The 22717-nt window shown below is 45.4% G+C and carries 23 protein-coding genes and 1 pseudogene; 20 read left to right on the top strand and 4 right to left on the bottom strand.

The features are described 5' to 3' along the window. The first annotated feature begins 444 nt into the window (after positions 1-444). The 5 genes from RG959_RS01065 to RG959_RS01045 all read left to right on the top strand — a co-directional run bounded on the left by RG959_RS01065 (position 445) and on the right by RG959_RS01045 (position 2987). The gene (locus tag RG959_RS01065) at positions 445-849 is read left to right on the top strand and encodes a hypothetical protein (RefSeq protein WP_342795626.1); all 405 of its coding nucleotides are present in this window, start codon (positions 445-447) and stop codon (positions 847-849) included. A gap of 483 nt (positions 850-1332) precedes the next feature. Then, on the top strand, positions 1333-1743 hold the full coding sequence (locus RG959_RS01060; protein WP_342795625.1) for a DUF2512 family protein: 411 nt from the start codon (positions 1333-1335) through the stop codon (positions 1741-1743). 318 nt (positions 1744-2061) lie between these two features. Continuing rightward, positions 2062-2286, top strand: coding sequence for a hypothetical protein (locus RG959_RS01055; protein ID WP_342795624.1), 225 nt, complete (start codon positions 2062-2064; stop codon positions 2284-2286). 148 nt (positions 2287-2434) lie between these two features. Continuing rightward, positions 2435-2647, top strand: coding sequence for a KTSC domain-containing protein (locus tag RG959_RS01050; RefSeq protein ID WP_315695465.1), 213 nt, complete (start codon positions 2435-2437; stop codon positions 2645-2647). 85 nt (positions 2648-2732) lie between these two features. Next, positions 2733-2987: a DUF2188 domain-containing protein gene (locus tag RG959_RS01045; RefSeq protein ID WP_342795623.1), complete on the top strand. Its 255-nt coding sequence runs from the start codon at positions 2733-2735 to the stop codon at positions 2985-2987. A gap of 47 nt (positions 2988-3034) precedes the next feature. Here RG959_RS01045 and RG959_RS01040 read toward each other — a convergent pair whose 3' ends face one another. From RG959_RS01040 to RG959_RS01030, 3 genes are read right to left on the bottom strand one after another with little or no spacing between them, the layout of a single operon-like run. After that, a complete protein-coding gene (locus RG959_RS01040) occupies positions 3035-5353 on the bottom strand; it encodes a VWA domain-containing protein (RefSeq protein WP_342795622.1) in 2319 nt (772 codons plus the stop codon). 17 nt (positions 5354-5370) lie between these two features. After that, positions 5371-6792, bottom strand: a complete 1422-nt coding sequence (locus RG959_RS01035) for an S-layer homology domain-containing protein (protein WP_342795621.1) — start codon at positions 6790-6792, stop codon at positions 5371-5373. 26 nt (positions 6793-6818) lie between these two features. Continuing rightward, positions 6819-8489: a hypothetical protein gene (locus tag RG959_RS01030; protein WP_342795620.1), complete on the bottom strand. Its 1671-nt coding sequence runs from the start codon at positions 8487-8489 to the stop codon at positions 6819-6821. A 219-nt stretch (positions 8490-8708) separates the two neighbouring features. Here RG959_RS01030 and RG959_RS01025 point away from each other — a divergent pair, with 219 nt between their 5' ends. From RG959_RS01025 to RG959_RS01005, 5 genes are all read left to right on the top strand, one after another. Continuing rightward, entirely contained in the window at positions 8709-9179 is a 471-nt protein-coding gene (locus RG959_RS01025) for a chemotaxis protein CheX (RefSeq protein ID WP_342795619.1), read from the top strand. 312 nt (positions 9180-9491) lie between these two features. Then, on the top strand, positions 9492-13115 hold the full coding sequence (locus RG959_RS01020) for a dynamin family protein (protein ID WP_342795618.1): 3624 nt from the start codon (positions 9492-9494) through the stop codon (positions 13113-13115). Continuing rightward, positions 13102-13281, top strand: a complete 180-nt coding sequence (locus tag RG959_RS01015; protein WP_342795617.1) for a hypothetical protein — start codon at positions 13102-13104, stop codon at positions 13279-13281. Before RG959_RS01020 ends, RG959_RS01015 begins: the two co-directional genes overlap by 14 nt. A 4-nt stretch (positions 13282-13285) precedes the next feature. After that, positions 13286-14113: a sulfurtransferase gene (locus RG959_RS01010; protein ID WP_342795616.1), complete on the top strand. Its 828-nt coding sequence runs from the start codon at positions 13286-13288 to the stop codon at positions 14111-14113. Then, positions 14103-15017, top strand: coding sequence for a 5'-3' exonuclease (locus RG959_RS01005; protein WP_342795615.1), 915 nt, complete (start codon positions 14103-14105; stop codon positions 15015-15017). The genes RG959_RS01010 and RG959_RS01005 overlap by 11 nt, the downstream gene beginning before the upstream one ends. A 68-nt stretch (positions 15018-15085) precedes the next feature. Here RG959_RS01005 and RG959_RS01000 read toward each other — a convergent pair whose 3' ends face one another. Next, positions 15086-15472, bottom strand: coding sequence for a ribonuclease HI family protein (locus tag RG959_RS01000; RefSeq protein ID WP_342795614.1), 387 nt, complete (start codon positions 15470-15472; stop codon positions 15086-15088). A gap of 52 nt (positions 15473-15524) precedes the next feature. Here RG959_RS01000 and RG959_RS00995 point away from each other — a divergent pair, with 52 nt between their 5' ends. From RG959_RS00995 to RG959_RS00950, 10 genes and pseudogenes are all read left to right on the top strand, one after another. Beyond that, a complete protein-coding gene (locus RG959_RS00995) occupies positions 15525-16181 on the top strand; it encodes a reverse transcriptase-like protein (protein WP_342795613.1) in 657 nt (218 codons plus the stop codon). Positions 16182-16203: 22 nt separating this feature from the next. Beyond that, positions 16204-16380, top strand: a complete 177-nt coding sequence (locus RG959_RS00990) for a zinc-finger domain-containing protein (protein ID WP_242233667.1) — start codon at positions 16204-16206, stop codon at positions 16378-16380. An 86-nt stretch (positions 16381-16466) separates the two neighbouring features. Then, positions 16467-16886, top strand: a complete 420-nt coding sequence (gene mntR, locus RG959_RS00985; protein WP_242233668.1) for a transcriptional regulator MntR — start codon at positions 16467-16469, stop codon at positions 16884-16886. A 54-nt stretch (positions 16887-16940) separates the two neighbouring features. Further along, entirely contained in the window at positions 16941-18065 is a 1125-nt protein-coding gene (locus tag RG959_RS00980; protein WP_342795612.1) for a conserved virulence factor C family protein, read from the top strand. Between the two features lie 12 nt (positions 18066-18077). Further along, positions 18078-18509 carry a BrxA/BrxB family bacilliredoxin gene (locus RG959_RS00975; RefSeq protein ID WP_342795611.1) on the top strand — a complete coding sequence of 144 codons (432 nt, stop codon included), beginning with the start codon at positions 18078-18080 and terminating at the stop codon, positions 18507-18509. After that, entirely contained in the window at positions 18506-19273 is a 768-nt protein-coding gene (locus RG959_RS00970; protein WP_342795610.1) for a class I SAM-dependent methyltransferase, read from the top strand. The genes RG959_RS00975 and RG959_RS00970 overlap by 4 nt, the downstream gene beginning before the upstream one ends. 383 nt (positions 19274-19656) lie before the next feature. Then, complete coding sequence (locus RG959_RS00965) at positions 19657-20136, top strand: hypothetical protein (RefSeq protein ID WP_342795609.1); 480 nt, start codon at positions 19657-19659, stop codon at positions 20134-20136. An 84-nt stretch (positions 20137-20220) separates the two neighbouring features. Next, positions 20221-20518: pseudogene (locus tag RG959_RS00960) on the top strand (MarR family winged helix-turn-helix transcriptional regulator); the annotation flags it as partial. Positions 20519-20815: 297 nt separating this feature from the next. Then, on the top strand, positions 20816-21451 hold the full coding sequence (locus RG959_RS00955; RefSeq protein ID WP_342795607.1) for a nitroreductase family protein: 636 nt from the start codon (positions 20816-20818) through the stop codon (positions 21449-21451). A 213-nt stretch (positions 21452-21664) separates the two neighbouring features. Beyond that, positions 21665-22375 carry a phosphoadenylyl-sulfate reductase gene (locus tag RG959_RS00950; RefSeq protein ID WP_342795606.1) on the top strand — a complete coding sequence of 237 codons (711 nt, stop codon included), beginning with the start codon at positions 21665-21667 and terminating at the stop codon, positions 22373-22375. Positions 22376-22717 lie beyond the last annotated feature (342 nt).

The raw sequence follows: 22717 nt of genomic DNA, 5'->3' as shown, positions 1-22717 counted from the left end.
ACGATGAAAGGAGTTTAACGTTTCGTTTCAGCCGGCTTTCGATTATTTTATCCCAGCAAAGAAATCCTAAGGATGAAGGCAGCCGACAATAAAAAGTCATCTTGCGCGTTCCAGCTTTTTATAAAATGGTTAAATGAAAATTGTTGCAAAACGCTTCACGAAAAGACATATATAAAGCGGCAGAAGCAGCGATGGAGCGCCCAGAAAAGCGATTGGGCTGAATGAAATACGTATTGAGCTGCGCTTATACCAGCGGCGGCCGGTGTTTTGATCGGCATGGATTTGTGCAAATTAAAACAGAAATCAACGGCTGTTTAAGCTCAAATGAAGCAAAAGCATCGGATAAAGCAGAATAGTGACTGAATCAATTAGGTACATATACTTGCAGGGTATTGGCAGAGGTTTCCACCTGCAAAAATGACAAAATAAAGGAGAAGTTTTAATATGGGGAAAAAATCATTGAACGCTTTAATCACGGAGCATCGGGCGAAACAGAAGGAACATCAGGATAAAGTAGTCGCTCCGCCGGAACTAAGAGCCAATGCAAAAGAAATCTTTGAACGGGCGAAAGCGGAAGCCGTTGCGGATTATGAGGAGAAGCTGCCGGCAGTTCTTGCGGAGATTGAAGCCACAAAAGCGCATTATCTTTATGCTATTGCGTCTTATTCAGCGCTGAAAAAAGGCGTTAATCAAAAGATTATCGAAGCCGGACGTGAAGTTGGACACGATTTTCAAGCGCTGGACCTGCCGAACCTGCGCGATATTGCATGGTTTTGCCGTGACCATGATCAAGCAGACGGTTCAAAGTATACCGTATTTCAAGACGAAATCAGAAAAGCAATCCAGTGATAATTCGGTACGGTTGAACCGTAGCATTAAGGTGCAATTGATTGAAGATATCAAGGAAAATAATGCTTTCATTTGGACATTGAAGCCGCCGTTGTTCACAGCTAGACTGTTGTAATAAAGAATCAATATATCTTCACGATAAAACAAAAATCAAAATGTGCAAAATTCAAATTTTAGAAGAATTGGACTGTATTTAACTGATATGTTTATATGACAGAAGTAGGCAGTCTTTCTGCCAGCTGGAAATGTAAAGGTTATGCCATTCATACCCACGGTATTGTTTATTATACTTCATGCAGCGCAGGACTCTTTTCGGCTCATTTTACGGCAGAAGATCTACGCTTATATAAAGCATAAAAGAAAGATAACAGCTTAATGACAAAATATTGCTTCTTTACATAAACATTAAAAAATATTAACTCCATGTTTATTTTTTCTATAGAGGGTATTAACTGAGCATTGAAGAAAAAGGAGGAAATGTTTTTGGATCACGTTAAAGCGATTGTGATTAAATTTGTGATGATTGCGATTACTTTAGGGATCGTACTTACTGGATTTTATCAGGGAGAGCTCAGTGATACCCTCCTCATTAGTGCCGTTCTTTCAGTTGTCGCGTATATCATCGGTGATTTGCTTATATTCCACAAAGAAGGCGATGATTATGAGCGTAAGGAAGATCACGTTCAAAGAAACGTCCTTGCTTCTGTGTCAGATACGATACTAGCTTTTTTTGTTGTGTCGCTTATGGGCAGATCACTTTTAATTAACGGCGGGGATGTTTTAACAGCTGCATTTATTTCAGCAATTCTTGTTGCAGCGGGTGAATGGTTCTTCCATAAGTACTTAGACAATCATGTATTTGACGACGAACACGCTCACAATCATATAAGATAATGACCAAGTCGAAAATAGGCGCATTTTGAATAAGACGATATGGCTAATTAACAAAAAACTAAATAACAGATTTCTTTGAGCGGCCCCATGCGGGCGGCTCATTTTTGCTTTCAAAACAAACAAAAACAGAAGGTGACAGCGAGGAGAATATGTAGAATGAAATGAGCCGCTTGTGAAACAATAACAGCATCAGGTGTTAAGTGCTGGAAAGAGCAGTACGGCAGAAGATATTGTGTGATATACCCGAATTAAACAAACAGTTTTACGGCGTTTCATGTTTCGCCGGCTTTTTGAAATTTAAAAAAGGGGGAGAGATAAATGGAAATTTTGTATACGGGTGAAGAAATGGTCATTAAAGGTGACGAAACTTTACTGGCGAAAATTAAAGGAAAGAGTCTGGATGGTATCGATGTAAGCGGCATTCGTGTAAATGCTGACGAGCTTGCTAAGTTGTTTGACGCAGCCCGCGCCGAAGGGTCTGTAGAAAGCATAGGCCGTTACGCCCTGCTGAAAGAAAAATATCTGGCAGCCTACAACGCATAAAGAGCGGTCCCCGAGCGGATGGCTCTTTTTTTATATGGAACAGTAAGAGAAGCCGCTTTTTGTTTAAACAAAACGTTAAAAAGGAAAGTCTAAAGAAAACAACAGCGTTTATTTAAGATGAAAAAAGTAAGGAGGGAAGGCAGAGAAAATGGAAATGGCCAATGTCTTTTCTTCTCATTTAAAACGAGTCGGATATAATCCTTTTCATCAAATTCTTCGAATCGAGTTTCAGGACCAAAGTATTTATGACTATGAAGGGGTGCCTGAACATATTTACAGAAGTTTAATGAGAGCAGATTCACACGGCAAATATCATGCCGCGTTTATTAAAGACCGCTATAAGTACAGAAGAGTTTGGTGACGGGGAGAAATATTTTGTGTTTTTAAGCTGATGAACCGGGTAAAGATACCATGATACAAATACCGTCTCAAAAGGAGGATTCCTTATGGCTGAGAACCATGGGCGCAATGAATATTTTGAAGAGCGGGCTGGTACAGACGAGGCGAGATTTCATGTTGTTCCTCACGGTGATGGTGAATGGGCTGTAAAAACAGAAGGGAAAGACGAACCCAATAACACGTTCGGTTCAAAATCCAAAGCAGTAGACGAAGCGAAAAAAATGGCAGAAGAAGCAGGAACAATGGCTATTATTCATGACGAAGATGGACAAATTGAAAAACAGCATAACTACCAAAGCTGACAGCAGTCAGCAAAAAGGATGCCTCCATCAGGAAGGCATCCTTTTTATCATTTTAATATTATTGGGATCGTCCGGCTGCCAATCAAATTGCCGTCTTTATCAAAGGCAAGAAAAGTACCTTCGTCTTCTAATGCTAACGGATCAATTTCGGACCTGTCTTTTTTCAAAGCGAAATACCGCTGCCCTCTGTAGATCAAGTCATAATCGACGTCCCCGTCCGCAGCGTGGAAGCGGACGATAACACGCTCGACCTCACTGCAGCCTTCGTCAATAAACGTATCCATATAAAATGTATCCTCGGTCAGGCGAAGTGACGGTGAAGAAAAAACCGTGCCGGACGGCGAACAGCCAAGATAAAGCTCGCCGCAGGACAATTCACTTAAAATCGTCTGGTAAGCGGTACTGATCTCGCTGCTTTTTTCTACATGAAAATAGCGGCCGCCGGTTTCCTGTGCGACTTGCTGCAACAATGTTTCATTGAGCTGCTCTTTTGAACCGAGCCCAACAGTATAAACTGTGATACCTTGTCTTTTGGCTTCAGCTATTTGGTTAAGAACCTGCTGTTTATTTGATTTTCCATCTGTAACGAGAATGGCTACTTTTCTTGTGCCGGCTGTAAATCGGCTGAAGGCTTCATCCATCCCATCTGCGATATTGGTGCCGCCTGATTGAAACACATATTCTAAGTAAGGACTTACTATTGTTGAACTATCAGGCCCGCTTAAATATCTGCCCTTATGGTTAAAATCTACAGCGGTATTATTCAGTGCATTTAAAGTTTGCATTAATTCGCGTGACTTAGACACACGCAGCCGTTCGGGATCGCTTCGTTTCATACTGCCCGACGAATCAATAATGAAGGCCACTTCCAAGTCTTCTCTTGCACATCCTTCAACGGTTGAAAGGCCTGGGTCATATAAAATCGATGTGCTGTGTTTTGCTGACTTAATTTCGCTGTTTACTGCTTGATATCTCGAATCCATTTGAACCAATTCTGCATAAATGGTGTCTTCAACTGGTGAAGAAGAAGACAGTGAAGTCACCCATGCGGACGCGGTTCCGTTTGAGAATGAAACATTGCTCGCTGATAAAAGAGCGCCTTTTGCTGAATAAAAGCGGACCTGTCCACTGTAATCGGAGATCATCTGTCCGCCCGGCTTTACGATTTTCGCTGTTACGTATGCCGTTGAATTGCCGTTTGCTGCAATCTTAGACTGGCTTGAAGATACTTGCAGCTCGGCTTTTGGCACATATGACAAATCAACTGTAACCGGTGTCCTGTAGCACGCCATTCTTTCATTTACCGAGGTTCCTTCAGTAGCTTGTAATGAAATGGTGTCGTTTTTTCCTGTTGTTAAAGCAGGTGCTGTCACTTTTACCGTTACGTCCGGACCGTCAGTCTGTACGTAAGCGGATGAAGAACCGGCCGAGTAGTATGGTTTTTCAGGCCAATATTCGTGCTCGTAATAGTCTTCATTAGAAATCATGCCGCCTGATTTTGACGAAGCTTGAAACGAAAGAGACTCATCATAAGAAATGGGATTGCCATAACAGTCTTTGAGCGACAAGGTAATGAACATTGAATCAATGCCATTGGCAATAAGTGTTCTTTTTTCGATGTCTGCTGCCTGGAGACGCGAGTCGCCAGCAGGAGATCCGCCTGATGGCGGCGTTTCACCTTCAGGATTTGGAAACGTGACCGTTCCTTCCGGGAGAAAATCGGCAGGCAGCGGATATTTACTGTTGTCTTTACCTGAAGGGCTGGCATTCATGCCCTTCATTTCACATTTGCCCTGCTTAGCAAGGCGATGCAGAAAAACAGCTGCTTCGGCGCGGTTTAGTGACTCGTCCGCTCCATAATCTGTAAAGTTTTTAATGCCTGTTTTTCCGCTTGAAAGCTGATTTATATACATATATTGAACAGCATGATACTCGTTTAAGTCGAAACCATGGAAAGCCGCCACGATTCGGGCAACCTGCCCGCGGGTAACAGGTTTATCCCGAAGTGTTGAATCGTTGTAGCCTTTAAGCGGAAGATGCTTGCTTTTGGCATACGCATATTGCGCAGCGGCCCAGTGACGGTCGCCGGTCTGGCTTTTCGGCCATGTATCATCCGAGCAGTCATACCGGGTCAGCATGACGAGAAACTCCGCTTCCATCAAAGTCCGTTTTGGTCCAAATGTTCCGTTTGAGTATCCTGATATAATCTTATTTGTATAAGCCCAGTTAATAGATGTATAGGCCCAATGATTGGAGCTGATATCAAAAAAAGGGACGGCTGCTTGTCCGGATCCCGATGAAACAAGGCCGATCATGAAAAAAGCTAACAAGAAAACGAATCGTTTTGTTTGAGTGAATACCTTCATAAAAGCCACCTTTTTGCTTATTGGAAAAATAACATATCATCCCGGTAATTCTGCTTTAAATCTTTTTCAAGAAAATGAAGAAATCGAATGGTCAGAGCAGATGCTTCTGCTCTTGTCATCGGCTTGGTCGGGTTAAAACGGTTGTTTAAATCACCATACACAAGACCGATTTCCGTAGCTACGTATGCACTGTCCTTAGCCCATTTTGGAATAGAGGAATCATCCACGTAACCAGTATGGTAACCCGGATCCGGCGCACGGTGCTCAAGACCAAGGGCACGAATTAAAATGGCCACCGCTTCAGCCCGGGTAAGTGCGCTGTTTGGGCTGAACTTTGTTGCGCTGTATCCTTTAGAAATCCCTTTTGCTACGGCACTTTCGATGTATAAATAGTCTTTTTCCTGCGGGTCAAGATCAGTAAAAATCGCTTTTCTCGGTGTTTTTTGTTTTTTCGGCTGTTCCAGGACACGGATATCCGCCGCTTTCATGACCCCGACAATAAATGGATAACGGTTCATTTGTGTGCCTGGCGAGAAGAAGGAACTTGAATCATCAAATACACCGAGGGCATAAAGCTGTTCAATATTTTCCTTTGCCCAGTGTCCATTTAAGTCACGGAATTTGGGCACAATCAGCCGTTCAATTAACGGAACTCTTTCCTGGCCGACTTGAGCGGTTTTTTCAATACTGCTGCCGGGAAGGGTATAGGCGTATTCACCGATCATCGACTGCTCGCTAATACGAGCGTAGCCGCCGGTGAAACTTGATAGGTCCGGATCATGCGGTTCATATTGCAAAAATTTCGTTTTACTGTCGGATACTTTGCTCGTTACAAAAAAGGTACCTTCATTCGTTACAATCTCGGAATCGATAATTTGCGTTTCGGTTGCACCCCAGAAATTCTCATAACCGACATTTTTGCCGCTGAAATGAATGGTAACAAGCGCTCCATTGCTTTTTAGTTTATACGTTTTGCGCCCAGCCATATTTCCAGAATAGTAGTCTGAGGCAGGGCGGTTATCGATAACGGTCCCTTGTGAGAGCTGATAATCATCCAGTGTATATGTTTCACTGCCAATCGTGATTTTTTCAGAATAACTTTTAACAGATGTTTGAGAGGTTGTCTGGCCTTTTTCTGTTTTTACATTCATATTCGTCACGTAAGAAACACTACGGGTCAGCTTATCTTTATCTCCTGGACCTGTTAAGGTGTAACGGTACGTTTCAGTCCGCTGAGTGGCAGTTTCACGCTCAGAGATCGTTACTTTTCCGCTGAACTGAACAGGCTGGCCAGATACAAATATATATTCTTCATACGCATATTCATTGTACACACCGCCATTATAATCAAGCGGAGCGGCCGAAGCGGCTCCGGAAAAAAGAACAGGGGCAGCTAAAGAAAACAGAACTGCTGCGGTAAAAGCAAGTAGCTTATTCATCAGAACATCCTTTCATTGAAAAATCATTAATTAACAAGAATAATCCGTCCTTTTACAACAGACTCGTGAACGATATACAGTCGGTCATGGATGTTCAATTCATCTGCTGAAATCACGTGCCCATCACGAATAAAGGTCGTTTGCTGAATGTCCATGTTTTTGATCTGGCCTGCTTCATCCCAGACACCATTCACGACTCGGCTCACATTTCGGACATCTATTTTTATAGGTTCCATTTTTGGGGGGGCATCTTTTGAAGCTTCATAAGTGATTTTCTCCAGCCGGCCAACTGAAATGAGCGAAGCTGTGTCTTTATCTGTTAGATGCATACCGACAATGTGGCCGTCTACTACATAAAAGTATCCGTAAGAACCGAGATGCTCTCTTACTTCATCCTGCTGCGGCACAATTTTAAGAACGCCTTTTCCAAAATCTTCAACGCTTGCTGTGTCATTGCTGAATGCAAGAGAAGGGCTTGAAGCAGGTGTCCATCTATTTTTCGATAGTTTTTGCGCATTGGATAAAGTCAGTTGGTAACCGCTTGTCCAATGAATACGACCAAAATAAAGAGCATGATTGACAAGATTCGGACTTTCAAAGCCATCGTTCGTAATATGGATAACGTTCGCATATTCGCTTTTTTGCCGCCCGTCTGTTACGACAAAAGCAGCTCCCTTAAACGGCAGGCTATTGGTATCAACAATGCGTCCGTTTCGAATAAGAATTGTACCTGTGTGATACGAAACAGAACCTGATTTTTGAAGGGTCAGCTTTTTTTGAGCAAGAGTGACAGAAGAAAGAGGCTCATAAAAGGTCCGCTCATTGGTTTTCTTAATCACAATTCGTTCTACCACTTCCCTATTAAACTGCCGCACAGTAACAAAATACGCTTCATTGTTTTGATAATAACGGACTTTATCAATGGCAATCGGCTGATTGCCGATATAGATTGGCGTTTTCGTTGTGTATGTATAACTCGTCTGGCGTGGAAGTTTGTCATCCCATTTCCAGTCTTTAAATGTCGTTTCATTCTTAATCGTCAGTTTACGGCGAATCGGATCTATCGCTTGGATTGTTCCTTTTACTAAACGCTCGATTTTGATTCCTTGTGTATTGACATCAATGGACTGTATATAAGAAGTGTTATAAGAAGAAAAGGTTAATTTCACACGGTCACCTTCATATAAAACACTTAAGTCAACAAGAGTGGTTCCTTTGTAAACTTCTGTCTGGCTGTTAAGATAGTATGTTTTGGTTTGGCCGTTGTCGAAACGGATTGAAAGAAACCCTCCATTCGGGTCGATCCGGTTAATAGTGCCGGTGAATGCTCGATCGCGGGTGTCAATGGCTCCAGGAGCCTCATAAGACTTGCCGCTCATTGATTTAATCCGGCGAAGGTTCACTGTCGCTTCGATGGCCATCCCCGTTTTAAAAGCGTCAATGGTCACGCCGATTGAATTAACAGATAAGGCCGCTGTTGAATCAATTGCCCATGTGGCGGTTTTTCCCTGATCATTTTGTATAATTACCCCTGTGAGCCGTTTTTCACTTGTCCCATCGTCAATTTGCACATACTCATAGACTGCTTCCACAAAAGTGCCTTTTACAACCGAAGCCGCATTGACTGGATGTACAAAAAGCCCATTTGCAGCAAAGCAAATCAGGAGGCTGTAAAAAGCCAAAAAAAAGAAACGCATGCTAAATTCCTCCAAATTCTTAAGATATAATGACTAGATGAATAGTATATAAGTAGTGTATCGTCTATTTTTTCCAAAAGTTAAGATATTACATATTATTTTTGGAGAATGATCTAAACAAATAAACAAACAGACCGATAGTACTAATGACTTGGTGAAAAAGTGATGAAATATAGCTTTTCTTGTGACATAAAAAGAACACACGGGGGTGCTAAAGTGGTGCAGACACAACAAGATCAAAATACGATTATTAAAGAAGTGCTTAACTGTGCAGTAGAATCAATTAAAGGGATTGTTCCATTAGAGCTGACAGTAGGCCGGCCGGCGCTTTTAAACGGATCTTTTAACCACCATGCGATTGGTGTATTTATTGGCATTACCGGTGATCTGCCAGGCCGTATTATTTTAGACGGACCAGAAAACGCGTTTGCCTGCCTTGGTGAGAAAATGTTTGGTATGCCGATTGAAGGTGAAATGGTGGAGTCCTTTGCGGGCGAAGTCGTAAACATGATTGCTGGGAATATGGGTGTGGCGCTGGCTGCAAAAGGAATCAAGATCGATATTACACCGCCAACGATCATTGTAGGCGATTCGAAAATTTCAGGATTTAAACAGGCTATTGAACTGCCGCTTTCGTTTAAAGAAGCAGGCGATTACCGGCTTGTGCTCAATATTGAAAAAGGTGCTTAAAGAAGCATCTTTTTTTGTTGAGTTCTTTTTTAAAAGGTGATACCATATAAATGAGGATGAAAATTATTATCAATTAAGAAGGTGGGCGTTTGCATGATCTGGTTATTTGTTACCGCAACAGTCGTTACATATGGCGGTGTGATGAAATATGTGCTTGATCATACTGGAAAAGGAAGCAAAGCGCTTGTCTTAAAAAAATAAAGTGGCAGAGGGTACAGAAAACCGGCAGAAGCTGGGCGCTGTATCCTTTTTTATTGGGCCAAAATCGTATACAATAAAAAGAAAACGCTTTGCATCGAAAGGAATGTTCATATGGGAACGCAAACAGCTGAACGGACACTGGAAGGGATTCGCATTCGCACCGCCGGTTTGTATGAGCAGTTTTTACATAATGGGGACACGGAGCGTGCTGAAAAAGCCGCTTTGTTTTTGCGCAAGCTGCATGAAAAAGAATTGATTGTAGCGTTTTGCGGGCATTTTTCAGCTGGAAAATCAACGATGATTAATGAATTGACAGGAGAAGCTCTTCTGCCATCCAGCCCGATCCCGACAAGCGCCAATGTCGTAAAAATTAAGCCGTCTGAAGAAAATTTTGCGAAAATTCATTATCATCATGGGCGGCCGCTTCTATTCAAAGCGCCTTATGATATGAAGCATGTTAAAAAGTTCGCCAAAGATGGCGATGAAGTGGCTTCAATTGAAATCGGGCATGCCGGCTCCAGCCTGCCGCCGGATGTAACGGTAATGGATACGCCCGGAGTAGATTCTACTGACGACGCCCACCGTATTTCCACGGAATCTGCGCTTCACCTGGCTGATATGGTTTTTTATGTGATGGATTACAATCATGTTCAATCCGAGCTTAATTTTATTTATACGAAAGAACTTTTGTCCCATGGCGTAAAGCTGTTTTTAATTATTAACCAAATTGATAAGCACAAGGAAGAAGAATTGTCGTTTGATGCATTCCGCCAGTCAGTGAAAGACTCGTTTGCGACGTGGAATGTAGAACCGGAAGCGTTTTATTTTACGAGTCTGCGCAACCGTTCTCTTCCGTATAACGACTTTGAGAAAGTGCAGGCACTGATTCAGGACAGTATCCGAAATCGGGAGCAGCTGGCGGAGCAGTCAGCGGAAACGATGATGAACCGCCTGGTGCATGAGCATATGGAATGGCTGGCCGAGCAGCAAAAACAAACGGCTGAGCCGCTCGAAGCTGTTGTAGCCGAAGCAGGCTCCCAGTCGATTGAGGAAAGAGAAGCAGCCATCCGCTCAGAAATGGAAAAGCGGGACGCCTCTCTTTGGCTCAAGCAATATGAAGCCAACCGTGACGATGTATTAAAAAATGCGATTTTAATGCCGGCTGCCACACGTGAAAAGGCGCGCAGCTATCTTGAATCAACCCGTCCGGACTTTAAAGTCGGCTTGTTGTTTGCGAAAAAGAAAACGGAAGAAGAGCGGGAGCAGCGCCTTCGTTTATTTGTAGAAGATATCCAAAAACAAACGGAAGCGCAGCTTGAATGGGCCATCCGCCAGGTAAGCGCGGCCTGGGTGAAAGAAAGCCGTCTGGACGACCCTGCACTTGCCTTGAAAGCAGAAGAGCTTTCCGTACCGGTAGATGCCTCTTTGGCAGTGGATGCCGTAAAGCCGGGAGCCGGTGTAACGGGAGATGCCGTTTTGAATTATGCCGAGGATGTTGCGTCTCTTGTGAAAAAGCGTGCGCGCGCTGTGTCAGAGGCGTGGAAAGAGGAAGCAGCTCCTGTCCTTACAGAGCAGTTCAACAGTGAATATGGGCAATATGAAAAAGAGTATAAAGTGTGGGCAAAGCGGCTGCAGGCAAAGCAAACGCTTGAGGAGCTTGAAAAGCAGCGGGAAGAAAGAGAAGCACTGCTTCGCCGCATCGTATCCGAAGAAGATCCGATTCTGCCGCGTATTGTGCAGACGCTGCAGGAAAAGTGGCAGGCGGAAGATGCAGAAGCGGTTTTATATGATGGTGTGGAGCAGTGGCAGACAGAAGAACGAAGCAGTGCAGAGTTCATTGAGGCGTCTGAACAGCCCCAGCTCCAGGCAGCAGGCGACAAAGAAGCGGTTGTAAACAGACTGCGCCAAATGGCAAAGCGCCTTCATCATATACCGGGGTTTGCCCGTTTTGTAGATGGTGCGCTGCAAAAAGCAGCTCGTCTCGAAAACCAGACGTATACGATTGCCCTATTCGGCGCTTTTTCGGCCGGAAAATCATCGTTTGCGAACGCACTGCTCGGTGAAAAGGTACTGCCGGTATCACCAAACCCGACAACGGCTGCTGTAAACCGTATTCATCCGGTAGACAGTGAGCATCATCACCGGACAGCGGATGTGCACTTAAAGCCGGAAGAAATGATGCTTCAAGACGTGAATGCCTCTCTTGGCCTGTTTGGCCGGAGTGCTGCGTCTCTTGAAGAAGCGGTTCAAATGGTGCCGGATGTTCTCGCTGCGAATGAAGGAGAAGGAAAAGAAAAAATTCACTTGTCTTTCTTACGGGCTTTCTTAGCAGGCTTTGACGACTATAAAGGACAGCCGGATGGAACGCTGCGCGTTGATCTTGATTTGTTCCGCCAGTTCGTAGCCGAGGAGCAAAAAAGCTGTTTTGTAAATTCGATCGATTTATATTATGACTGTGATTTTACACGGCTTGGCATTACACTAGTAGACACGCCGGGAGCAGACTCGATCAATGCCCGTCATACGGGTGTGGCATTTGAATACATTAAAAATGCCGATGCGATTCTGTTTGTTACGTATTACAATCATGCTTTTTCAAAAGCAGACCGCGAGTTTTTAATTCAGCTTGGCCGTGTAAAAGATGCGTTCGAGCTTGATAAGATGTTTTTCGTGATTAACGCGATCGACCTGGCGGCGGACGAAGAAGAACTAAACGATGTAAAAGCGTATGTTCAGGATCAGCTGCTTCAGTATGGAATCCGGTTTCCAAGGCTGCATGGTGTCTCGAGCATGCTGGCGGTTGAAGAAGCCATGCGCGGCGAGTGGGATCATCCGCAATCCGGCATGAAGCCGTTTAAAGAATCATTCCGTGCCTTTTTAACGGGCGATCTTGCCCAGATGGCCATTCAATCCGCCGAAGCGGAAGCCGAGCGGGGTGTCAGCCAGCTTCAAAAGCTGATTGCCGCTGCCAAAGAAAGTGTCCATCAAGGAGAGCAGAAGCGGGAAGAACTAACAACGAAGCAGGCCCAAATGATCACAGCCATCGACGCTGAGACAACAGAGGTAGAGCAAAAACGGCTGGCGCAGGAGCTCGATGAACTGGTTCATTATGTGAAACAGCGTGTTTTTTACCGGTTCTCAGATTTCTTCAAGGAATCGTTTAATCCAGCCACGCTGAGCGGCCAGCACGAAACGAAAAAAGCGCTTCAGCGGGCCCTCGCAGAACTGCTTCAATCAGTCGGCTATGATCTTGCACAGGAAATGCGTGCTACATCCATCCGCGTAGAAAATCATGGCGCGAAATTGATGCAGGATAAGCAAGTACGGCTGACAAACAAAGCCAGCATGATTGAACCGGAACTGCTGCTCTCAAACGTTCAAACTGGAAAGCTTATCGTACCGGACTTTAAAACAGCTTTTGAGGATCAGCCGCTTGAGCCGTTTTCCGGTACGCTGTCCCTGTTTAAAAATGCAAAAGCCTTTTTTGAGAAAAATGAAAAGCAGACGATGATGCAAAAGCTGCAGGAGCAAATCGAGCAGCTGGCAGACGGCTACTTATCCGAACAAAAAAGCCGGCTGTTAATGAGTGCAAACCAGTTTATTGATCAGGAAACCGAGGAACTAAAACAAGCGATGCTCCTTGATGTAACGGAGCAGTTTGACGCGTGGCTTCTATTATTCGAACAAACCGGCAATATCGAAGAGTGGGAGCAGGTTCTTCGTGACATTTCTTAATTCACGGTTTCACGCCTGTGCCACGTGCCGGCATTTCGAAGCCTTACGAGAGCCAGGCGGAATGAAATATACATGCAGCCGGCTCGGGTTCGAGACGAAGCCGGATTACCGGTTTAACTGCTGGGACCCGAAGGAGCATGTAAAAAAGCTAATGAAAAAGGAGTGATTGGATGATCGTCACAACGGAGTGGCTGAGAGAGAAGCAGAATCAAAACGAGGATCAAGTCGTAGTGATTGACTGCCGGTTTGATTTAGCCGACCCGGCAAAAGGAGCTGCTTTATATGAAGAGAGCCATATTCCAGGCGCTTATTATGCGCATTTAGATCATCATCTATCCGGTGAAAAAGGGCAGGGAGGCGGACGCCATCCGCTGCCGGATATGACGGTTTTTGCAGCGTTTATGGAAAGCTGCGGTGTATCGGATGACACGTTTGTGGTCGCTTATGATGATGGCGTATCAATGTTTGCCGGCCGCCTCTGGTGGCTTCTGACTTATGCTGGCCACAAACATGCCTGCATTTTAGACGGCGGCTTTTCTGCTTGGACAAGCGAAGGACTGCCGGTAACAAAGAAGCAGCCGGCGCGCAAAACAGGTGAGCTCACCCTTCAGCTTCAGCCGGATATGGTCGCCTCTGCCGAAGAAGTCGCAGAAGGGGGAGCACTTTTAATTGACTCGAGGGCACCTGAACGCTATTTAGGAGAAACCGAGCCGCTTGACCGGGTGCCAGGCCATATTCCAGGTGCGATCAATCGGTTTTTCGCCGAAGCGATGGAAAACGGCAAGTGGAAGCCTGCTGAAGCGCAGCAGGTACGGTTTGCCGGGATAGAGCCGGATGAGCCGGTTATTGTGTATTGCGGTTCAGGCGTATCTGCAACACCAAATATTTTAGCCCTGCAGCAGGCGGGCTTCACCAATGTAAAGCTTTATCCGGGCAGCTACAGCGAATGGTCAAGTGACGAATCGCGCCCGATTGAAAAGGAAAGGCATGATCGATAAGATGACAACCAAGAAATTACTGCTTGTGGACGGAATGGCTCTTCTATTCCGTTCTTTTTTTCAAACGGCGCCGAGCGGCCGTTTTATGTTTAATGAAAAAGGAATACCAACGAACGCTGTGCAGGGGCTGATCCGTCATTTGTTTGCGGCGGCGGACCGCATTCGCCCGACGCACATTACAGTCTGTTGGGATATGGGAAAGGACACGTTTCGTACCGATATGTTCGACTCGTATAAAGCACATCGCCCGGCTCCGCCGGCAGAGCTTGCGCCGCAATTCGATTTAGCGCAGCAGGCAACGGCTGCGTTTTCTCTTCACAATGCCGGGGTAAGAAACTATGAAGCAGATGACTGCATTGGCACCATTTCCAAATGGACAAAAGGAGAGGAAACCTACATTTTAACCGGAGACCGGGACCTTTTGCAGCTGTTAAATGGCCACAATTACGTGTGGCTGCTGCAGACGGGCTATGGAAATTGGAAGGCATATGACGCCGAGCTGTTTCGTGAGGAATATGGGATTGATCCGGAGCAGTTTCATTATGTGAAAGCACTGATGGGAGATGCAGCCGATGGCTATCCCGGTGTAAAAGGAATTGGAGAAAAAACGGCACTGAAGCTCATTCGCGAGTATGGAACGACAGAAGGTGTATTAGCAGGACTTGACGGTATGACCCCTGCGCTTCAAAAAAAATTGCGTGAAGGGGAAGACATGCTGCGCATGTCGGAAAAACTGGCAGAAATCCATTGCGATGTCCCGCTTGAGTGGACGTGGGAGCAGGCCGCTTTTACAGGTACAACAGAAGAGGCCATCCGCTTTATTGAGGAAAATGGAATGAAGGGACTGTCCCGCCTCGCCCGCCATACAGGCTATATAGAAGTAGATCCGTTTGGCTTTGATTGAGGCAGGACGTGTACATAATCATTTCTTTTTTTGAAGAAACTGATCAGGAGAAGTCTTTAAAACACCGTTTAAGGGTTTGCCCGAATGGCGTTTTTGGCTTCCTGGTCTGCTTTATTTTGCTTCGATGGAATCCATTTAACAAAAAATAATGGGAATTCATCCGCCATCGTTAAAATGGTCTGCAATAGCGGTTTATAATCCGGCTTATGAATATATTCTTTTTCAATAGCCGCTACAACAGTTTGAGAATCGCTCCGGAGGGAGATGGTCTGGGCGCCCCGCTCCCTGCACAGCTCAAGTGCTTTAATGACAGCGGTAAACTCGGCTGCATGTGTATCCATTTCTCCAAGCGGAATGGAAAATCGTTCTGTTTTGCCCTCCCAGCGAATCACGACACCTGCGCCTGCCCGGCCGGGATCGCCGGTTGAGGCTCCATCTGTATATACTTCAAACATATTGATTCCCCCCGATCTTTTCTTTTTTATTTTAAAGAATGGAGGCAGCGAAATGCAAATGACAATCCGCTTTATGTATGATTTTAAAGGTGTGAAAGCGACGTTTACGTCTGAACCAATTGACCGGCATCTTGTGCAGAAAACCGCCGATGACCTGCTGAAAACCGGCCGTGTGAAAGAAGTAGAGATCATGGATGAGCTTGGCCAGGAATGGACATTGAAGGAATTTAAAAAGCTGAATGAAAAACTGGATGAAGAGCCGGAAAATATTACAGTACTGTTTGATGGCGGCTTTGACGTCGAATCGGCCAGTACAGGAGTGGGTACAGCGATTTACTACACAAAAGGCGGCCGCCGCTACCGACTGCGCGAAAACGCCCGGCTTGAAGGGCTTGATTCAAACAATGAAGCAGAATATGCGGCTCTTTACTTTGCGATGCAGAAGCTTGAGGAACTCGGGGTAAACAGCCAGCCGGTGACCATCACAGGTGACTCGCTCACCGTGTTGAACCAGCTTGGCGGGGACTGGCCGTGCTTTGAGGAAAGCCATGCCCGGTTTCTAGCGCGGATCGAAGAAAAAATTGCATCCATGCGACTCAAGCCGCTTTACAAACCAGTGGATAGAAGGCACAATAAAGAAGCTGACCAGCTTGCGAGGCAAGCACTCGAAGGCACACCCATCTCAAGTCATGCCGAGATCGGGAGTTAATGGGAAAGGCAGGTGCCACGTGTTGAACCGAACAGAACTTTTACTCGAAGTAGAAGAGTTGCTGAATACGTACTGCAAAGACTGCCTCGTAAAAAATACACTGCGTAAAGAAAGAGGCAAAACCGCTGCTCATAAATTTTGTATTACCCAATGCACAATCGGAGAAAAATTAAAACAGTACGGAGATAAGCTTTCTTAAGCCGGCCTATGCCCGGCTTTTTCCTTGTTTGAAAAGAATAGTTATAGTACACTTTTATTGATGACAATGTCAGGGGGAACGTCCTAATGCCGACACCGAGTATGGAGGATTACATAGAACAGATTTATTTGCTGATTGATACAAAAGGGTATGCACGTGTTTCGGACATCGCCGGTGCCCTGTCGGTTCATCCGTCCAGCGTAACGAAAATGGTGCAGAAGCTTGATAAAGATGAATACCTTGTGTACGAGCGGTACCGGGGCCTTATATTAACAGCAAAAGGGCAAAAAATCGGCCGGCGTTTAGTGGAACGGCACGATTTGCTTGAACGGTTTCTGTCGGTGATCGGGGTAGATGAAGCACATATTTACGAAGATGTGGAAGGTATTGAACACCACTTAAGTTCCGACTCCATCAACCGGATCGCGGACTTGATCGAATACTTTGAAGAAGACCCGGCGCGCATCGAAGCGCTGAAAAAAGTAAATGACCGAAACAAGGAATGAATCCGTCCCTCATTTAGGGCGGATTTTTTTCCAAACAAGGAGGAGGAGTCCAGCATGAAGATTTTAAAAATCGAGCCGACACCGAGCCCGAATACAATGAAAGTGATTTTGGACGAAGAGCTTGCGGCTGGTAAAAGTACGAATTACAAGCCGGAGACGGCAGATGGGGCGCCTGAAGTCATTCAAGCAATCTTGAAAATTGAGGGAGTCCGCGGTGTCTACCATGTGGCAGACTTTATCGCGCTTGAGCGAAACGGCCGTTACGACTGGCAGGATATTTTGCCGAACGTTCGCGCCGCCTTTGGCGAAAGCAGCACAGAAGAAAGAGAAACAAAACCGCTTGAACATTTTGGCGAAGTGGAAACCTTTATTCAAGTGTACAAAGGCATTCCCCTGCAGTTAAAGCTTGTATCAGCAGACGAAGAAAAACGGCTGGCGCTCCCGGACTACTGCCAGGACGCGTTCCGGCAGCTGACCGAAAGCGGCGGTGACAATTACATTTTAGAACGTAAGTGGCAGGAGTTCGGTATCCGTTACGGAGAGCTGGATGCGATTGCCCCTGAACTGCTGGAAGAAGTGATGGCCGCTTATCCGAAAGAGCGGGTGGAGCGCCTTGTGGAAGCAGCACAGGCAGGAGGCCCGCTTGTGCAGCATAAAGAGCACGGCGTAAAGCCGGATAAAGAAGCGTGGCTCGAGGAGGCGGACTGGCGCAAACGATACCAGCTGCTGGAGCAAATGCCAGATCCAGATCTTGCGGATATGCCGCTGTTGGAAGCAGCACTTCAGGATGAAAAAGCCGCCATCCGGCGTTTGGCCGTTGTGTATGCGGGAATGATTGAAGACAAGCGTATTTTGCCCGTACTGCGTAAAGCACTCGAAGATCCGGCCGTTACGGTGCGCCGTACAGCGGGTGACTGTATGAGTGACCTTGGTTTTCCGGAAGCAGCGGATGCAATGATCGGTGCGCTGAAGGATAAAAGTAAAATTGTCCGCTGGCGTGCCGCGATGTTTTTATATGAAGCAGGCGATGCATCGGCGCTTCCGGCCCTGCGCGAGGCAGCGGATGATCCGGAATTTGAAGTGAAAATGCAGGTTTTGATGGCCATTGAACGGATCGAAGGCGGAGAAGAAGCAAAAGGCTCAGTATGGAAGCAGATGACAGAAGCCCGGAACCAATAAGGAGGAATAAAGATGAATGCTTACGAAGAATACATGAAACAAATGGTGATCCCGATGCGTGCGGAACTAACAAATGCCGGGTTTACAGAACTGACAACAGAAGAAGAAGTAAACAGTTTTATGGAATCAGCGGAAGGTACAACACTTGTCGTAATTAACTCAGTGTGCGGCTGTGCGGCAGGCCTTGCCCGCCCGGCAGCGGTTCAAGCGTCTATGAATGAGCCTGCACCGGACCGTCTTGTGACGGTTTTTGCCGGACAAGACCGGGAAGCAACAGCTGCGATGCGCGCATGGATGCCGGAATTTGAACCATCTTCTCCATCGATGGCGCTTTTAAAAGGAAATAAAGTCGTACATTTTGTGCCGCGTGAGGAAATCGAAGGCCATGATCTCGGTGCGATTATCTCGAATTTAACAACAGCTTTTGATCAGCATTGCCAGTGATTGTCACCACATCTCAGCGGGCTGATGCCCGTGTAAGAGCGAGGGCGGCGGCGCTTGCTGAGCAGTTTGGAGTGCCCTTTATAGAACGGAAAAAGCAGCCGGTGAACAAGTTGGCTGCTTTTTATGAATGTCCGGTTCTTTTGGTATCAAAGGAGCGGCTTGAACTGCATGATGGCAGCGGGACGCCTTTCTTTTTCCATCCCGGGTCTGCGATGTTTCGTGTCAAGCGGCTGCTCGCGGGCGGAGAAGATGAACTGGTAAACGTGTGCGGTTTGAAGAGCGGCATGTCATTTTTAGACTGCACAATGGGACCGGCGGCCGACAGTATTACAGCTTCTACGGCTGTAGGGGAAGCGGGACGCGTGCAATCGATAGAAGCAAATCCGTTTATTGCCCATATTGTCGGGGAAGGGCTTGGGTCATGGACAGACGGGCCGGAGCCGCTGCTTGCGGCCATGAAAAGAATCGAGGTTCGGCCGGCCGATTATCATACGTATTTAAAAGAAGTGCCGGATGAATCATTTGATGTGGTTTATTTTGATCCGATGTTTGAAACCGCAGTTGATTCAAGCGGAATTGCTCCGCTTCGGTCATTTGCTGCTTATCATGATTTGACCATGGGGGCTGTCGAGGAAGCAAGGCGGGTTGCCAGGCATCGCGTGGTGCTGAAAGACCATTTCCGTTCTCAGCGTTTTGCAGCATTTGGTTTTACCCAGCATATCCGTAAAACATCAAAGTTTCATTTCGGCACGATTGAAAAATAAAATTCGCCGTACCATTTAAAAAATAAAATCAAGAAAAGATGCCTGAGGCCGGTAAATAAACTTTATCGGCCTCAGGCTGTAGACAAATGATATGGATGACTGTGCACATGAATGGGATGGATCGGCGGCATCCGGACAGCTCCGCTTTCCATGGGGCAGGCGCTGAGCCCGACTCCGCCTGGCGGCTCCACCGGTCTCAGCTGCCCGCTAGTCCCATAGGAGTCTGCGCTGCCCTCCCGCCGCCAAGTGGCTTGCGACAAGATTGTATAGGGCTAGTAAGGTCTTTTTGTTATAAAAGAGAAAATATCTACTCAGTCTTTGCTTACTGGTCTTCAACACCACTTGGTGAAGCCTGACGGACAAAGACTCCTGCGGGAAGTACAGTGAGTCGGGAGCCCCCGCAGGCGCAGCCGAGGGAGCTCCCACACTGCCTTAGGATGCGCGAAATCCGGCCGGCTTCACTGATCGGCTCTATTTTAAAAGCGAAAGACTTTGTCTACACACTGAGGCCGATAAGTGAACTTTATCGGCCTTTTTTTATTAAATATTGTTTTGAAACGAAAAAAACCATGCCTGGTATCGAGGCATGGTTTTTTTCTTTAATGAAGAAAAGGCTGCTGGATGTCCACCTTCAAAAGCCGTTCGCTGACCGTCCTGTGCAAGCAGATCACCCCACCGGCGGAGATAACTGCGCCGAGCCAATCTTCTCTTTGAGAAAAAAGAGCAAAGAACAGGATGGGAATAGGCATACTAAAAAAACGGGCTGTAGAAATTCAAGACAGCTTAAAGGTGTTTTTCTGAGAGTCATGATTTTGAACGAGAACAGGGAGGAGCAGTCTAAGATTGTTGACACCCTTAACTGAATTGTGTAATATTTAATTGTACACAATTTAATTTTAAAAAATACAATTTCGAACAATTTATATAGGTGAAGGAATGATGGAACTGTGAATGAGAACTTAAAGCTTGAGAATCAGCTTTGTTTTGCGATTTATGCTTGTTCCCGTGAAATCACCCGGTTATACCGTCCGGTCCTTGAGCAATTTAACATCACGTACCCCCAGTATTTAACGTTGCTTGTACTTTGGGAGCACAACAGGCTCACTGTAAAGGAAATTGGAGAATTGCTTCATCTTGACAGCGGTACATTAACTCCCATGCTAAAGCGAATGGAAGTGATGGACTTAGTCAAGCGTGTAAGGTCAATGGATGATGAACGGAAGGTATGGATTGAAGTAACAGAGAAAGCAAATGAAATGAGGAAAGAAGCGGGGTGTGTATCGCAAATGTGTTCCCCTCATTACGGTATTACACAAGAGCAGTATGTGGATTTACTAGCCCAAATGAAACAAATTTTAGAAAACTTACAAAAAGAAACAAGGAATATAAAATAAAAGCGGGATACACAACAAATACAGCAGAGACACGCTCCAATGAACGAGCAGCTTCTGCTGGCAGCATAGTAGACTTGGATTTAAAAATACTTATATACAAAATGTAATTCCGAAAACATAACGATTTAATAGAAGGAGTTTTACAGCTATGACTACACAAAAAACAAACGACTTTAACGAAATTGTAAAAGGACGCCGTTCCATTAAAAATTACGATCCAACGGTGAAAATTAGCAAGCAGGAAATGGAAGAAATTCTTACACTCGCAACTACCGCACCTTCTTCCGTTAATATGCAGCCATGGAGACTTCTTGTGATCGAGAGTCCCGAAGCAAAAGCAAAGCTTGCTCCCCTGGCACGCTTTAATCAAAACCAGGTGGAAACTTCTGCTGCGGTGATTGCAGTGTTCGGCGATATCAACAACTTTGAGAAGTTTGAAGAAATTTATGGAAAAGCAGTAGAAGAAGGGCATATGCCGCTTGAAGTGAAAGAAGGCATTCACAAGTCTTTTGCTGGCTACTTTGAAACCATTTCCCGTGCAGAGATGGAAGATGTCGTACTAGTGGACGGCGGCCTTGTCTCCATGCAGATCATGCTTGCTGCCCGCGCATATGGTTATGATACAAATCCGATTGGCGGTTATGAGAAAGACAAAATTGCCGAAGCATTTGGTTTAGACAAGGAACGTTACGTGCCAGTTATGCTGATCTCTATCGGGAAAGCTGCAGATACAGGACACAAATCTGTCCGCCTGCCAATCGACCGAGTGGCGCAATGGAAATAAATCGTTCGGAGCACTGAATGAAGAATCACTTCTGATGGTCATTCTTCATGGTTCCTTAGAAAAGAGGATTACACAGGTGAAGCCGGAATAATGGTTTTACCTCATGTTTTCATCTGCTTTAAATGTAACGAAAATCGTTACAGTTTGCCGCGATGAATGTAAAGCAATTATATTCAAGCTGAATGTAAACTCAAGATTGGAGGATCAGGAAAAATGGCAGCTTTAACATATGAAAACTGGGATGGCGTGCAGATCGATTTTCCAACAGACAATTCCTTAAAGGGCAGCCGCGATGTATTAAAGTGGGCTTTTGAAGAATATGGAGAAGATATTGTGTATGCGTGCAGCTTTGGAATAGAGGGCATCGTCTTAATCGACCTTATCTCAAAAGTAAATCCAAACGCGAAGATTGTGTTTCTTGATACAGACTTTCACTTTCAAGAAACATACGAACTAATTGAAAAAGTAAAGAAAAAGTATCCGACACTTCGTATTGAAATGCAAAAACCAGAATTAACGCCAGAAGAGCAAGCTGCACAGTACGGGGAAGAGCTCTGGAAAAGCCAGCCCGATCTTTGCTGCAGTATTCGCAAAGTGGAGCCTTTAAAGAAAGTATTGACGGGCCCAAAAGCTTGGATATCCGGCTTAAGAAGGGAACAATCTGAAACACGGCGCCATGTTGAATTTATCAACTTTGACAACAAATTTGAATCGATTAAAATTTGCCCGTTAATTCATTGGACAGAAGAAGATGTCTGGAACTATGTCAAGGCATTTCAACTTCCGTATAATACTCTTCACGACAAAGGCTACCCAAGTATTGGCTGCGAATATTGCACCATTGCGGTTGAGGCAGGGCAAAATTCACGTGCAGGTCGATGGGCTTCCCGTGAGAAAACAGAATGTGGTCTTCATAAGGTATAGTTCTCAAAAAGTGATTTGAAAGGGAAAATCCAATAGAGAAGATGAAAAACTGTACTGTCAGTAAAGTAAGGACGCGTCATTTTAACAGAATCAGTTAGAGTTTATTTGAAAGATGTTCACAAACGCATTTTTTTCTGCACACACAGCTGTTAAATATGAATGGACTGTTACGGACATATTTTATATAGGCATAGGCAAAAGAAAAAGCGATCCTCCATCACAGGGAAGGTCGCTTTTTGGCTTATTTGATTCCGATCACTGAGCTGTCACGTGTTGGCTATCTCTATTGTGATAGAGAGCAGATCGATTTCTAGAACGCGCTCGATCTGTGCAGGCAATCGT

Origin of the sequence: Domibacillus sp. 8LH, assembly GCF_038806185.1 — a bacterium.
GTDB classification, from domain to species: Bacteria; Bacillota; Bacilli; order Bacillales; family Domibacillaceae; genus Domibacillus; species Domibacillus indicus_A.
This window is presented reverse-complemented; position numbering and strand designations above follow the sequence as displayed.

What these genes read in the sequence shown, in the direction of transcription:
- mntR (WP_242233668.1), top strand. Translation starts at nt 16,467, where the DNA reads ATGCCGACACCGAGTATGGAGGATTACATAGAACAGATTTATTTGCTG.
- RG959_RS01050 (WP_315695465.1), top strand. Translation starts at nt 2,435, where the DNA reads ATGGAAATGGCCAATGTCTTTTCTTCTCATTTAAAACGAGTCGGATAT.
- RG959_RS00980 (WP_342795612.1), top strand. Translation starts at nt 16,941, where the DNA reads ATGAAGATTTTAAAAATCGAGCCGACACCGAGCCCGAATACAATGAAA.
- RG959_RS01065 (WP_342795626.1), top strand. Translation starts at nt 445, where the DNA reads ATGGGGAAAAAATCATTGAACGCTTTAATCACGGAGCATCGGGCGAAA.
- RG959_RS01045 (WP_342795623.1), top strand. Translation starts at nt 2,733, where the DNA reads ATGGCTGAGAACCATGGGCGCAATGAATATTTTGAAGAGCGGGCTGGT.
- RG959_RS00975 (WP_342795611.1), top strand. Translation starts at nt 18,078, where the DNA reads ATGAATGCTTACGAAGAATACATGAAACAAATGGTGATCCCGATGCGT.
- RG959_RS01010 (WP_342795616.1), top strand. Translation starts at nt 13,286, where the DNA reads ATGATCGTCACAACGGAGTGGCTGAGAGAGAAGCAGAATCAAAACGAG.
- RG959_RS01005 (WP_342795615.1), top strand. Translation starts at nt 14,103, where the DNA reads ATGATCGATAAGATGACAACCAAGAAATTACTGCTTGTGGACGGAATG.
- RG959_RS01035 (WP_342795621.1), bottom strand. Translation starts at nt 6,792, where the DNA reads ATGAATAAGCTACTTGCTTTTACCGCAGCAGTTCTGTTTTCTTTAGCT.
- RG959_RS01055 (WP_342795624.1), top strand. Translation starts at nt 2,062, where the DNA reads ATGGAAATTTTGTATACGGGTGAAGAAATGGTCATTAAAGGTGACGAA.
- RG959_RS00995 (WP_342795613.1), top strand. Translation starts at nt 15,525, where the DNA reads ATGCAAATGACAATCCGCTTTATGTATGATTTTAAAGGTGTGAAAGCG.
- RG959_RS01040 (WP_342795622.1), bottom strand. Translation starts at nt 5,353, where the DNA reads ATGAAGGTATTCACTCAAACAAAACGATTCGTTTTCTTGTTAGCTTTT.
- RG959_RS00950 (WP_342795606.1), top strand. Translation starts at nt 21,665, where the DNA reads ATGGCAGCTTTAACATATGAAAACTGGGATGGCGTGCAGATCGATTTT.
- RG959_RS00955 (WP_342795607.1), top strand. Translation starts at nt 20,816, where the DNA reads ATGACTACACAAAAAACAAACGACTTTAACGAAATTGTAAAAGGACGC.
- RG959_RS01030 (WP_342795620.1), bottom strand. Translation starts at nt 8,489, where the DNA reads ATGCGTTTCTTTTTTTTGGCTTTTTACAGCCTCCTGATTTGCTTTGCT.
- RG959_RS01020 (WP_342795618.1), top strand. Translation starts at nt 9,492, where the DNA reads ATGGGAACGCAAACAGCTGAACGGACACTGGAAGGGATTCGCATTCGC.
- RG959_RS01000 (WP_342795614.1), bottom strand. Translation starts at nt 15,472, where the DNA reads ATGTTTGAAGTATATACAGATGGAGCCTCAACCGGCGATCCCGGCCGG.